This is a genomic window from Microbispora bryophytorum (assembly GCF_043197435.1).
Lineage (GTDB): Bacteria > Actinomycetota > Actinomycetes > Streptosporangiales > Streptosporangiaceae > Microbispora > Microbispora bryophytorum.
The window spans coordinates 833,576-846,153 of record NZ_JBICTF010000002.1; the positions used below are offsets into that span (position 1 = coordinate 833,576).

Consider the following 12,578-nt stretch of genomic DNA (forward strand, 5'->3'; position numbering starts at 1 on the left):
TCAGGACATCCCCGGAAGGATCTGAACGAACAGGTCGATGAGTTTGATGCCGATGAACGGGACGACGATCCCGCCGAGTCCGTAGATGGAGAGGTTGCGGCTGAGCAGTCGGGACGCGCTGGAGGGGCGGTATCGCACCCCGCGGAGGGCGAGGGGGATCAGCGCGACGATGACCAGGGCGTTGAAGATCACCGCGGACAGGATGGCCGACTGCGGGCTGTGCAGCCGCATGACGTTCAGCGTGTCCAGGCCGGGGTAGACCGCCGCGAACATGGCCGGGATGATCGCGAAATACTTCGCGATGTCGTTGGCGATGGAGAACGTCGTCAGCGCCCCCCGCGTGATCAGCAGTTGCTTGCCGATCTCGACGATCTCGATGAGCTTGGTCGGGTTGGAGTCGAGATCGACCATGTTCCCGGCCTCCTTGGCGGCGGAGGTGCCGGTGTTCATGGCCACGCCCACATCGGCCTGGGCCAGCGCGGGGGCGTCGTTGGTGCCGTCGCCGGTCATCGCGACCAGCCGCCCGCCCTCCTGCTCCTTGCGGATCAGCGCGAGCTTGTCCTCGGGGGTGGCCTCGGCCAGGAAGTCGTCCACCCCGGCCTCGTCGGCGATGGCCTTGGCGGTCAGCGGGTTGTCCCCGGTGATCATGACGGTGCGGATGCCCATGCGGCGCATCTCGTCGAACCGCTCCCGCATGCCCGTCTTGACGACGTCCTTGAGGTGGATCACCCCGAGCACTCTGGCCATGCCGGCGCTCACCTCGCCGACGACCAGCGGGGTGCCGCCGGAGGCGGAGATCCCGTCGACCAGCTGCCCGACGTGCGCGGTGGGATGGCCGCCGTTGTCGCGCACCCACGTCATGACCGAGGTCGCGGCGCCCTTGCGGACCCGGCGCCCGTCGACGTCGACGCCGGACATGCGGGTCTGCGCGGTGAACGGAACCCAGTCGGCGTGGATCAGCTCGCCCGGCCGCCGCTCGCGCAGGCCGTAGGCGTTCTTGGCGTAGACCACGATCGAACGGCCCTCGGGCGTCTCGTCGGCGAGGCTGGACAGCTGCGCCGCCTCGGCCAGGTCGAGCTCGGAGACGCCCTCGGCCGGGACGAACTGCGACGCCTGCCGGTTGCCCAGGGTGATCGTGCCGGTCTTGTCGAGCAGGAGTGTGCTGACGTCACCGGCGGCCTCCACCGCACGGCCGGACATGGCCAGCACGTTGCGCTGCACCAGGCGGTCCATGCCGGCGATGCCGATGGCCGACAGCAGCGCCCCGATCGTGGTCGGGATGAGGCAGACCAGCAGCGAGATCAGCACGATGCCGGTGACGCCGTGCCCGTCCAGGGCCAGGGAGTCGGGGATACCGGGGTTCTGCGCCTTGGAGTAGATCGCCAGTGGCTGCATGGTCACGGTCGCGATCAGGAAGATGATCGTCAGCGCGGCCAGCAGGATGTTGAGGGCGATCTCGTTGGGGGTCTTCTGCCGGTCGGCGCCCTCGACCAGCGCGATCATCCGGTCGATGAAGCTCTCGCCGGGTTTCTGGGTGATCCGCACGATGATCCGGTCCGACAGCACCTTGGTTCCGCCCGTGACGGCCGACCGGTCACCGCCGGACTCGCGGATCACCGGCGCGGACTCCCCGGTGATGGCCGACTCGTCCACACTGGCGATGCCCTCGACCACGTCGCCGTCACCCGGAACGACCTCCCCGGCCTCCACGACGACGACGTCGCCCTGCCGCAACTCCTGGGCGTCGACGACCTCCCACCGGGCGGGGTCGCGCGGGTCCGTCAGCCGCCGGGCGGTGGTGTCGCGCTTGGCCGCCCGCAGCGTGGCGGCCTGGGCCTTGCCCCGGCCCTCGGCCACGGCCTCGGCCAGGTTGGCGAACACGACCGTCAGCCACAGCCACACCACGATGGCCCAGGCGAACAACGAGGGACCGGCGATCGCGAGCACGGTGGTGAACGCCGCGCCGACCTCGACGACGAACATCACCGGGTTGCGCCACAGCGTGACGGGGTTCAGCTTCCGCAGCGCGTCGGGCAGCGACCTCACGAGCTGCCGGGGATCGAGCAGGCCGCCACCGACCCCGCCGCCGACCCCGCCGCCGACCCCGCCCCCGGCCCCGCCGCCGGTCCCGCCGCTTCCACGCCGCGCTGACGCCGGCATCAGGACAGTCCTTCCGCGAGGGGCGCGAGCGCGAGGGCAGGCAGGAACGTGAGGGCGACGAGGACGACCGTGACGCCGGCCACCATCCCGACGAACTGGGGGCGGTGGGTGGGCAGCGTCCCGGCGGAGACCGGCACCGGCGCCTGCCGCGCCAGCGATCCGGCCAGCGCGAGGATGAAGACGATCGGCAGGAACCGGCCGAAGGCCATGCACAGGCCGAGCGCAACACACCACCAGGGCGTGCCCGCCGAGATCCCGGCGAACGCCGAGCCGTTGTTGGCGGCCGCGCTCGTGAACGCGTAGAGGATCTCCGAGAGCCCGTGCGGGCCGCCGTTCAGCATGGCCGCCAGACCCGCCCGGTTGCCCATCGCCGCGGCCGTGCCGGCGAGCACGAGGGCCGGGGTGACCAGGAAGTAGAGCGAGGCCAGTTTGATCTCGCGCGAGCCGATCTTCTTGCCCAGGTACTCCGGCGTACGGCCCACCATCAGACCGGCGACGAAGACGGTGATCACCGCCAGCACGAGCATGCCGTACAGGCCGGAACCGGCGCCGCCCGGCGCGACCTCGCCGAGCATCATGTTCAGCATCGTCATCATGCCGCCCAGGGGCGTGAAGGAGTCGTGGGCGGAGTCGGCGGCGCCGGTCGAGGTCAGCGTCGTGACGGCGGCGAACGTCGCAGAGCCGGGCACGCCGAAGCGGACCTCCTTGCCCTCCAGCGCCGCCCCCGCGGCCTGGGGGACCGTGGCACCGCCGGAGACCTCGAAGACGTTCGTCAGCACCACGCTCACCAGGGCGATCACCGCCATGACGGCGAGGATCGCGTGTCCCTGCCGCACCTGGCCGACCATGCGGCCGAAGGTGCGCGGCAGCGCGACCGGGATCGCCAGGAGCAGGACGATCTGCAGCCAGTTCGTCCACCCGGCCGGATTCTCGAAGGGATGGGCGGAGTTGGCGTTGTAGAAGCCGCCCCCGTTGGTGCCGAGGGCCTTGATCGCCTCCTGGCTCGCCACCGGGCCCCCGGTGATCGCCTGGGTGCCGCCGGTCAGCGTCGTCACCTCGTGTGGCGACGCGAGGTTCTGCACCACGCCCCCGGCGACCAGGACCAGCGCGGCGACGAACGCGATCGGCAGCAGGACCCGGAACGTGCCGCGCACGAGATCCACCCAGAAGTTGCCGATGGTGTCGGCCTGCCTGCGGGCGAAGCCCCGCACGAGCGCGACCGCCACGGCCATGCCGACCGCCGCCGACGCGAAGTTCTGCACCGCCAGGGCGGCCATCTGCACCAGGTGACCCATCGTGGACTCGCCCGAGTACGCCTGCCAGTTGGTGTTCGTGACGAAGCTGACGGCCGTGTTCCAGGCGACGTGGGCGGGGACCGCGGGCCGCCCGAGGCCGAGGACCAGCCGGTCCTGCAGGCGCTGCATGCCGTAGACGGCCAGCACGGAGACCGCGGAGAAGGCCAGCAGGGCGCGTGCGTAGACCGCCCAGGACTGCTCGGCGTCCGGCCGCACGCCGACGAGACGGTAGACGAGGCGCTCGGCCGCGCTGTGGCGGGTGCCGGTGTAGACCCGGTACAGGTAGTCGCCCAGCAGCAGATAAACGACGGCGAGCACCGTGACGACGGACAGCACGAGCACGGCCCCTGCCGCTGCCGCGCTCATCAGAAGCGCTCCGGGAACAGCAGGGCCGCGACCATGAAGACCAGCAGCGCCGCGGCCACGCCGAGACCGACGGCGTTGATCACGCTCACCGGCGCTCCACCGCCTTCACGACAAGCCCCACGATCGTGAACACCGCGATCGTCAGAGCGACGAAGATGACGTCCGCCATCCCCACTCCCCGGTTGTGATTCACGTCCGTCGGTTGTGACTCACGTCCGCCGCACCACGACGGTCTCAGCACAAGCAAAGTCCGAGATCGGTGGCATTTGGTGGCTCTTGACGGCTTTAATACGGGTTCGAACCGAGTATTGACGAGCTCTGTACGCCGTCCACGCCGAGGGTTTCGGGCGCACCGGTGCCGGAAATCAACGCGGTTCAACCGGCGAGCGACGCCCCCCGAGCATCTGTGCCGGCTTCCTGTGCCGGCTTCGGGGAGGGGACGCGGCGTGGGCGAGGTGACCGATCAGATCGTGGAGGTCCTCCTGAAGGCGCTGGCCGGGGGCGTCTTCGTGCTGGCCTTCGCCGCGCTGGCCGAGACGCTGACGCCGAAACGACTCGCCGGGGTGTTCTGCGCCGCCCCTTCGGTGGCCCTGGCCAGCCTCATCGTCACCGCCGGCATCGCCGGTGTCCCCGACGTCCTCGCCTCGGCCCGGGGCATGCAGGTCGGCGCGGTCGGCTTCGCCCTCTACTGCCTGATCACCGTTCCCCTGGTGCGCAGGTGGGGCGTCTGGCGGGGGGCGCTGGCCGCGCTCGCGGTCTGGGGCGTCGCCGTGGCCGCCGGATACGCGCTGGCGCCGCAGGGCCTGCCCGGCGTCCGGACCACGGCGGTCCCCGCTTCGCTTCCCCAGCCGGCCTCCCCGGACCAGCCCCCGCCGACGGCCCCGGAGCTCCCCCCGCCACCGGCGCGCCTGTCGTGAGCACCCGTCGTGACGGCGACCCGGCCTCCGACGACGGCAGGAAGGTGCGGCTGCGGCTCGGCGAGCTGAGGCGACCGCCCATGCGCGACTGGGTGATCCGGTTCGCGTTCGGCGCCGGAGTGTCGGCGCTCGCCGGGGTGGTGTCCGTGCTGGCCGGCCCGCGCGCGGGCGGGCTCTTCCTCGCGTTCCCGGCGATCCTGCTGGCGAGCGTCACCCTCGTCGCCAAGGAGGAGGGCGCACGCCAGGCCGCGCAGGACGTGGCGGGGGCGGCCTTCGGCACCGTCGGCCTGTACGGCTTCGCCGTCGTGGTGGCGCTCACGGTGACCGTCTGGCCGCTGTGGCTGTCCCTCACGATCGCCACCCTCACCTGGGCGGCCCTCTCCCTGGCCCTGTACGCCACCGTGACCCGGCTCCGTCGCTGAGCCCGATCGGCGGAGCCGGGTCACGGCGGTGCCGATCAGCCCTTGGCGTTCGCCTCGGCCGCCCGGCGCGCGGCGCCCGGGTCGGCGAGGCCCTCGCCGGTCGGCTCGTAGGTGAGCAGGACCACGCCGGAGGAGAACGCCCGCGCCGCGCGGATCTGGTCGAGGCCGGCCCGCATCGAGTCCTCGCTGACGAACCGAAAGCCCACTAGTGCGGGTTCTCGATGACGCCGTCAAGGGTGGTGAAAACAGACAGGACTATGCGTGCCACGGTGCGTATCCCTTACGTCGAGAGAAATACGGCGGCGGACGTGCGCCAGTCACCCGCAGAGGATGCGTGCGCCGCCACCCGCTGCCGCGATGAGCGGTCACGTCCGCCGCCACAGCCCGCCCCCGTGACGCCGTCCCCGAGCACCTGGGTGCTCCGGCGCTGACGGGCTGTGCACGGCCACCGTGGCCCGGCACGCGGGTCCACGTCCATACCTGGGCGGCGTCCCGGACACTTCCGGACGATCTCGGACACCCCCGGAGCGTGCATAGGCTGCCGTGGAAGCGCAGGGATCTACGGGATGGAGTGCGCGTGACCGACACCCGGCCGCAGCCGCGGGCCGCCACGCCCGCGGAGTTCGTCGCCTTGATGAGACGGCTCCGGGCGTGGAGCGGGTGCAGCTACCGTCAGCTTGAACGCCGCGCCGAGGCCGTGGGCGATGTCCTGCCGCGCGCCACGCTGGCCGACGCGCTCGGTCGTCAGGATCTGCCGCGCGAAGACCTGCTCGCCGCGTTCGTGCGGGCCTGTGGGGTGGACGACGACATCGTCGCCGAGTGGGTGGGCGTCCGCCGACGCCTGGCCGTCGCCCGAGAGATGACCACTCCGCTGCCCGGCGACGCGCCTGCCGCGCCCGTCGGTGAGACGTGCGTTGTGGCCTCCGACGGGATGCCGCCCGCGTCCGCCTCGCCGGCTCCCGGACGAGACGTCTGCCCACCGGACGAGTCCCCGGGCATCGTCGCGAGCGGGAGCGGCACCGGTCGGGTCCCGGCCTCGCCGTCCGTGCGCGAGGTCTCCGGGCGGAAGGCTCCGTCTCGGAGACTGGTGGCCGGCGCCCCGGCCCTGGCCCTGCTCTGCCTGGTCGGAGCCTGGCAGTTCGACCGCTTGTCCACCGGTGAGGCGGCCTCCCGCGACTCCTCGCCGATCTCGGCCGCCCCGGCACCGTCGAACCTGCCCGCCGCGTCGCACGGACCGGCACCGGCCCGCAGGTGGGTGCGGGTGCGGCCGGCCGCGGATCCCTCCCTGTGCCTGACGGCGGGGCGTGCCAGGGACGTCGCGCACGATGACGAGGTGGCGGTCCTGCGTCCCTGCGCCACCGCGGTTCCGCCGCGTACCTTCCTCACGCCCGCAGGCGGCGGGCTGGTCCACCTGCAATGGGATCATCCCGATCCGGCGAAGGGCGTCGGCTGTCTGACGGTGATACCGGCAGGCCCGGCGGCGGGCATGCTGGAGCCCTGGGACGACTGCACCGGCGCCCGGCCCAACCAGCGCTTCCGGCTGGAGCCGGCGAACGGGGACGGGTACCGCATCCGGCCGGCATCGAGCGGCCGGTGTCTCGCGATCAACGGGGACCACGGCCGGCCCGGAGCGGAGGCCGTGGAACGGCCCTGCGCCTCAGCGCCCGGACAGACCTTCCTCATCGACCCCGAATAGCCCGTCGCGCCTCCGTTCCCGCCCTTCATCCCCAGCGCCCCGGCTGCGTCTCAGACCCCCGGGTTCAGGCCCCGGGTTTCAGGCGCCGGGTTTCAGGCCCCGGTTCAGGCCGTCGCGGGCGCCAGCCGCCCCTGGTGCACGCCGGCGAAGAACGTGCGGCCCGCCATCGTCATGGCCGGCTGGAACTCGCTCATCAACTGCGTGCGGTACGGCGCGTCGGCGAAGCGCGGCTCCAACTGGAACTCGGCGGCCAGCGACCACCAGGTGACCGGCACGACGCCGGACATCGCCATCCGCTGCACCGCCGCGTCGTGGGCCTCCCTGCTGAGGCTCGCCGTAGCGTCCACCACGACGTACGCCTCGTAGCCCTCGCGCAACGCGCCGAGCGCGGTCTGCAGCACGCACCCGTCGGTGGCGATGCCGCCGATGACCAGCCTGCGGCGGCCGGTGGCACGGACGGCCTCGGCGAAGGCCGGATCGAGGAACGAGTTGAACGCCGTCGTGCGCTCGATCACCGGCCGGTCGCCGATGACCTCCAGCAGTTCCGGATAGAGCGGGCCCGAGGGCTTGGACGCCTCACCGTTGGTCACCACCAGGCCGCTGCCGTACGCCGTGGCCGTCCTGGCAAGACCGGCGACGTTGGCGATGTGCTCGCGCAGGTCGTGTGAGCGGAGCAGGTTGGCGAAGCCGACGGCGTAGTCGACCAGGACCACGGTGGTGTCGTCGGGAGAGAGCGGGGCGAGGTTCATCGCGATCACTCCTGATATGCGGGGACTACTACTGACCACGTGGTCAGTAATGTACGCCGACGTCGCCGCTAATGTCCATGTGTACAGTAAGCGGCATGGTGTCCGACGCGTCACAGTCCAGCGCCGCGGAGCCCGCGCCCGCCCCCCGGAGGAAGCGGGTGCGCGACCCCGAGGCCCGACGAGCCGCGATCCTCACCGCGGCACGTTCGGTCTTCGCCGAGCGCGGGTACGCCAAGGCGACCATCAGGGAGATCGCGCAGCGGGCCGGGGTGACCCACGGGCTCGTGGTGCTGCACTTCTCCTCCAAGGAGCAGCTCTTCCTCGCCGCCGTGCCGGGGACGCGCGACCTCGCCGACAGCGTCCGTGGGGACGCCGAGGGCCTGGCCGGGCGGGTCGCGCACGCCTACGTCGCCCGCATGGAGTCGGCCGACAGCGCCGACCCCTTCATCGCCCTCGTACGCAGCGCGGCCGGTGACCAGGCGGCCGCCAAGGCACTGCTGCGGGCCATGCGCGAGGAGAGCATCGCCGCCTACCGCACCGCGCTCACCGGCCCGGACGTCCCACTGCGGGTCGACCTGCTCGGCGCGCACCTCATCGGGGTCACGTTCAGCCGGTACGTCCTGGCTGACGGCCCCATCGCGGCCATGTCGGCCGGCGAGCTGACCCGCTACCTCACGATGACGCTCGACGGCATCCTGTTCGGCTCCGCAGGGACGGCCCCCGCGTCGTCCTGATCGGGCCCGCTGCCCCGAGCACCTGCCGCGGGACGCGTGAGGATATGATCCGTCCACTCTTGCGGACTTTGCGAGAAAAGGGCTGATTTGTCGCACCCCCCACGCCCGGACCTCTCCCCGCCGGTGACGGGCGAACGTCGATGACGGGCCCACAGCGGTGACGGACGAGACGCTGGCGCGCCTCCAGTTCGCGGCGACCGCCGGTTTCCACTGGCTGTTCGTGATGCTCACCCTCGGCCTCGCCCCGCTGATCGCGGTGATGCACACCCGGCACGCCCTCCGGGGCACACCGCTCCTGGAGCGCATGACCCGGTTCTGGGGGCAGATCTACGTCGTGAACTACGTGCTGGGCATCGTCACCGGCCTGGTCATGGAGTTCCAGTTCGGGCTCGCCTGGAGCGGCCTGGCCGAGTACGCCGGCAACGTCTTCGGCGCCCCGCTCGCACTCGAGACGATCGTCGCCTTCTTCGCCGAGTCCACCTTCCTGGGCATGTGGATCTTCGGCTGGGGGAAGCTGCCCAAGGCGGTGCACGTCACGTTGATCTGGCTGGTCACCCTCACCGCGTACGCCTCGGCGTACTGGATCATGGTGGCCAACGGCTTCCTGCAGCACCCGGTGGGGCACGAGGTGCGCGGCGGCGTCGCCTACCTCACCGATTTCGGCGCCATGCTCACCAACCCCAACGCGATCAACGCGCTGGTTCACGCCGCCACCGCCGCGCTGATGACCGGTGGAGTGTTCGTGGCGGGGGTGAGCTCCTACCACTTCCTCAAGCGCACGGCGGAGCGGGAGTTCTTCCGCGCGTCGCTGCGGCTCGGCCTGTTCGTGGCCACGCCAGCGGCGTTCGTCGCGCTCTACTACGGGTTCGTGCAGATCCCGACGCTCGTGGACACCCAGCCGATGAAGGCGGCGACCCTGCGGGGCCACATCGACGACCTCGGCTCCCTGCGGGTCGAGGACGTGCAGGCGCAACTGGCGCAGCGGTTCGGCGCGGGGGACTACCGGCCGCCCACCTGGATCGCCACCGCCTTCGACGTCATGCAGAACGTCGGCTATCTGATCTTCCTGCTGATCGTCGTGGCCCTCGTCCTGCTCTACCGGGACTGGTACCTCCGGTTCCGCCCGGCGGCGTACCTGATGCTGGTCGCGGTGCCCCTGCCCTTCGTCGCCGCGCTCGGCGGATGGCTGCTGCGCGAGGTGGGACGCCAGCCGTGGGCGGTGTACGGCGAGCTCACGACGGCCGCCGCGCGGTCGCCCGTCGGCTCGATGGCGGCGTCTCTGGTCCTGTTCTGCGGGGTGTTCCTCGCGCTGGGGGTCGCCGACGTGGCGCTGATCGTCCGGTACGCCCGCCGCGGCCCGGCCGAAACCGACCTGGGCGGATCACCCGGCGACGGGCAGGCGGAGCGGCCCACAACGTCACTCGCCCTGTGAAAGAGGAGCCCTCGTGACTCTCGGACTCGTGTGGCCGGCCCTGCTCGGGCTGCTGTTCGCCGGCTACTTCGTCCTGGCCGGTCTCGACTACGGCGTGCAGATGCTCACGCCCCGGCTCGGCCGTGACGACCGCGAGAGGCGGGCGCTGCTCAACGCCTTCGGCCCGTTCTTCCTCGGCAACGAGGTCTGGCTGGTGGCCGCGTCCGGGGTGCTGTTCGGCGCCTTCCCCTTCCTGGAGGGACGGCTGCTGTCCGGGATGTATTTCCTGTTCACGGCGATCCTGGCCGGAATCGTCGTCGGCAACGCCGCCGTACAGCTGCGCAGCCGCCACCGGGGCGCCGCGGCACGCCGCCTCTGGGATGGGTTGATCTTCCTGGGCGGGCTGGTGCCCGCCGTGGGGTGGGGGCTCGTGGCCGGCCGCATCCTCGCCGGGGTGCCGCTGGACGCCCGGAACGCCTTCTCCCTCGGACCGGCCGACCTGCTCGACCCGTTCGTGCTGCTGTGCGGCGCCACGACCGCCGCGGTGTTCCTCGCGCACGGGGCGGCCTTCCTGGCATGGCGGACCGACGGCGAGCCGGGCGCGCGGGCGGCGAGGGCCGGCCGCCGCGGCCTGCTCGTGGCCGCCGCGGCGGCGGCCGCCGTCCTCGTCACCGGCTCCCTCTCCTCGGCGCGGCACGCCCTCGTCCACCCGTGGCCCGCCTTCGTGGCCGGCGCCGCCTTGGTGATCGCGCTCCTCGCTGGGGCGGCTCTGCTGCGGGCGGGCCGTACGGGCCCTGCTCTCGCCGCGACCTCGTGCGCGGCCGCCCTGCCCGTCGTCGCCCTCGGCGCCGGCCTGCGCCCCTTCGCGCTGGTCTCCTCCAGCGCCCCCGGCACCGGCCTGCGACTGGCCGCTGCGATGGCGGAGGCGAGCACCCTGCGGCTGCTGGCGGGCTTCGCCGCGGTCATGGTGCCGCTGATGCTCCTCGCCCAGGTCTGGAACTGGTGGATGTTCCGCGACCGAACCGGCCGTACGCCGACGTACCTGTAGCCCTCCCGCCGACCGAGACCGATTCTTGACGAATGCCGGTCACTAGGATGGGTAGCCCGTTGAGACGGTGGGCGGCCGGGACCGCTCGGGGGTGGTGGCACGGTGACCGTCAGTGCAGAGGTGCAGATCACGGATCTGGCAATCAATGATCACGCGTGCCTGACCTTCGGTGAGCCGGAAGAACTGCTCGACCTCACGGCCGCGTTCGTACGGGACGGGCTGGCGGGAGGGCTGCGCGTCGTCTGGTTGTGCGAGGAGCCGCAGGGAGCGCTGGCCGAGCTGAACCGCCGCGGGATAGCCGTGCAGTCCGCCACCGCGAGCGGCCGGATGGACGTCGTCGCCTCTCAGGAGGGCCTGCTGTCCGGGCAGGTCTTCACGGTGGATCACGCGATGGGGTGGCTGAGCTCCCAGATGGAGCTGACCGCGCACGAGGGCTACTCGGGGCTGCGGGTGGCCCTCGACATGGGCTGGGCGCTGCGGCCGGTCCACGGTGTCGAGCAACTGCCCGCCTTCGAGGAGCAGATCGCGACGATCCTGTCGGACAGCAGCGTGTCGGTGCTGTGCCAGTACGACCGGGAACGCTTCGACCCGGTCACCCTCGCCTCGGTCTCCCCGTTCCACACGCGGGCGGTCGCCGCGGCCACCTATCACGACGACCCTTTGCTGCGGATCTGCCGCCAGTACGCGCCTCCCGGCATCCGGGTGGCGGGACAGATCGACCGGGCGGCCGAGGACGCCCTGGCCCTGGCGCTGAGCGAGGCGATCAGGACGGAGGGCCCCGTCACGATCAACATGGCCGAGCTGTCCTTCATCGACCTGTCCTGCACCCGGACCATCATCGACGTGGCACGGAGCCTGGCGCCGGCCCGCAGGGTCGTCCTGCGATGCAGCCCAGCCATCGTGCCGCGGTTCGTGCTGCTCGGCGCGCAGGGCATTCCCGGGATCAGCCTGGTGACCGCGCATGAGCGATGACGGAACCAACCACGCCTCCCGCCTCGCCTCGGGCTCCGGCAGCGGCGAGCGGGACGCCGCGACGCCGGTGCTGATCCTCGACCAGCCCTTCGACCGCGGGTCCCTCTACCCCCTGCGGGAGACGCTGCACGCGCACGTCGTCCACGCCGGGCTGCCCCATGGACGGTCCGTGGACCTGGTCCTCACCGTCCACGAGCTCGCCACCAACGTGGTCTTCCACGGCTCGGGAACCGGGCAGGCGAGGATCTGGCAGCTCGACGGCGTGCTGCGGTGCGAGGTCGGCGACCCCGGCTCGTCCGACCACGACACCGCCGCGTGGCCGGTCAAGCACGGGCACGGGCTGTGGCTCGCCCGCTACCTGTCGGACCGGTTCACAATCGCCTCCGGCCCGGACGGCACCCTCGCCACGGCCGACTTCGCCCTCCCCGGGCCCGGATCGCATCGGTCCGCCACCCCACGGCTGCGCCGTCTCGACTCACACGCCGTCCTGGAGCTGGACGGCGCCCTCGACGAGCAGGCGGCCCCCCGGATCACTGCGGCGGTCGGGGAGCTCGTCTCCGGCACACCGGCGGCAGGGCTGGTGATCGACCTTTCCGCGGTGACCTACTGGGACAGCACCGGCATCACCGCCCTGATCGTGGCGCAGCAGCGCGTGGCGGAGACGACGGCGGGGATGCTGGTCCTGACCGGCCTCGCCGCCGAGTTCGCCGAGCGCCTCGACGCGCTCAGCCCGGTTCCGTTCACGACCCGCGAGACACCCGCCAAGGCGGTCCACCTGTTCCCGCTCCCCTGAAGCGGCTGATCATCT

General features: G+C 71.9%; 13 protein-coding genes. 8 read left to right on the forward strand and 5 right to left on the reverse strand.

What is annotated here, in order from left to right:
* From kdpB to ACGFIB_RS08890, 3 genes are read right to left on the reverse strand one after another with little or no spacing between them, the layout of a single operon-like run.
* Window positions 1-2,160, reverse strand: coding sequence for a potassium-transporting ATPase subunit KdpB (gene kdpB / locus ACGFIB_RS08880; RefSeq protein WP_393369763.1), 2,160 nt, complete (start codon window positions 2,158-2,160; stop codon window positions 1-3).
* Window positions 2,160-3,821 carry a potassium-transporting ATPase subunit KdpA gene (kdpA, locus tag ACGFIB_RS08885; RefSeq protein ID WP_393369766.1) on the reverse strand — a complete coding sequence of 554 codons (1,662 nt, stop codon included), beginning with the start codon at window positions 3,819-3,821 and terminating at the stop codon, window positions 2,160-2,162. The genes kdpB and kdpA overlap by 1 nt, the downstream gene beginning before the upstream one ends.
* Window positions 3,821-3,910, reverse strand: coding sequence for a potassium-transporting ATPase subunit F (locus ACGFIB_RS08890; RefSeq protein ID WP_051762707.1), 90 nt, complete (start codon window positions 3,908-3,910; stop codon window positions 3,821-3,823). The genes kdpA and ACGFIB_RS08890 overlap by 1 nt, the downstream gene beginning before the upstream one ends.
* Window positions 3,911-4,267: 357 nt before the next feature.
* Between ACGFIB_RS08890 and ACGFIB_RS08895 the strand changes: the two genes are divergently transcribed.
* Window positions 4,268-4,738, forward strand: coding sequence for a DUF3147 family protein (locus ACGFIB_RS08895; protein ID WP_393369769.1), 471 nt, complete (start codon window positions 4,268-4,270; stop codon window positions 4,736-4,738).
* Window positions 4,735-5,160 (forward strand): DUF3147 family protein, encoded by a 426-nt coding sequence (locus ACGFIB_RS08900; RefSeq protein ID WP_393369772.1) that lies wholly within the window; start codon window positions 4,735-4,737, stop codon window positions 5,158-5,160. The genes ACGFIB_RS08895 and ACGFIB_RS08900 overlap by 4 nt, the downstream gene beginning before the upstream one ends.
* A 35-nt stretch (window positions 5,161-5,195) precedes the next feature.
* On the opposite strand, the gene ACGFIB_RS08905 is transcribed toward ACGFIB_RS08900, so the two are convergent.
* Window positions 5,196-5,366, reverse strand: a complete 171-nt coding sequence (locus tag ACGFIB_RS08905; RefSeq protein WP_393369775.1) for a hypothetical protein — start codon at window positions 5,364-5,366, stop codon at window positions 5,196-5,198.
* 371 nt (window positions 5,367-5,737) lie between these two features.
* Between ACGFIB_RS08905 and ACGFIB_RS08910 the strand changes: the two genes are divergently transcribed.
* Window positions 5,738-6,856 carry a helix-turn-helix domain-containing protein gene (locus ACGFIB_RS08910; protein ID WP_393369777.1) on the forward strand — a complete coding sequence of 373 codons (1,119 nt, stop codon included), beginning with the start codon at window positions 5,738-5,740 and terminating at the stop codon, window positions 6,854-6,856.
* 104 nt (window positions 6,857-6,960) lie between these two features.
* Here ACGFIB_RS08910 and ACGFIB_RS08915 read toward each other — a convergent pair whose 3' ends face one another.
* Window positions 6,961-7,605 carry an isochorismatase family protein gene (locus ACGFIB_RS08915; protein ID WP_393369780.1) on the reverse strand — a complete coding sequence of 215 codons (645 nt, stop codon included), beginning with the start codon at window positions 7,603-7,605 and terminating at the stop codon, window positions 6,961-6,963.
* Window positions 7,606-7,700: 95 nt separating this feature from the next.
* Between ACGFIB_RS08915 and ACGFIB_RS08920 the strand changes: the two genes are divergently transcribed.
* The 5 genes from ACGFIB_RS08920 to ACGFIB_RS08940 all read left to right on the forward strand — a co-directional run bounded on the left by ACGFIB_RS08920 (window position 7,701) and on the right by ACGFIB_RS08940 (window position 12,563).
* Window positions 7,701-8,339, forward strand: coding sequence for a TetR/AcrR family transcriptional regulator (locus tag ACGFIB_RS08920; RefSeq protein WP_393369783.1), 639 nt, complete (start codon window positions 7,701-7,703; stop codon window positions 8,337-8,339).
* Between the two features lie 157 nt (window positions 8,340-8,496).
* Complete coding sequence (locus ACGFIB_RS08925; protein WP_393369786.1) at window positions 8,497-9,771, forward strand: cytochrome ubiquinol oxidase subunit I; 1,275 nt, start codon at window positions 8,497-8,499, stop codon at window positions 9,769-9,771.
* Between the two features lie 13 nt (window positions 9,772-9,784).
* A complete protein-coding gene (gene cydB, locus ACGFIB_RS08930; RefSeq protein WP_393369789.1) occupies window positions 9,785-10,798 on the forward strand; it encodes a cytochrome d ubiquinol oxidase subunit II in 1,014 nt (337 codons plus the stop codon).
* Between the two features lie 102 nt (window positions 10,799-10,900).
* Window positions 10,901-11,770: an MEDS domain-containing protein gene (locus tag ACGFIB_RS08935; protein ID WP_357238339.1), complete on the forward strand. Its 870-nt coding sequence runs from the start codon at window positions 10,901-10,903 to the stop codon at window positions 11,768-11,770.
* Window positions 11,760-12,563 (forward strand): STAS domain-containing protein, encoded by an 804-nt coding sequence (locus ACGFIB_RS08940; RefSeq protein ID WP_357238341.1) that lies wholly within the window; start codon window positions 11,760-11,762, stop codon window positions 12,561-12,563. Before ACGFIB_RS08935 ends, ACGFIB_RS08940 begins: the two co-directional genes overlap by 11 nt.
* The last annotated feature ends 15 nt before the right edge of the window (window positions 12,564-12,578 follow it).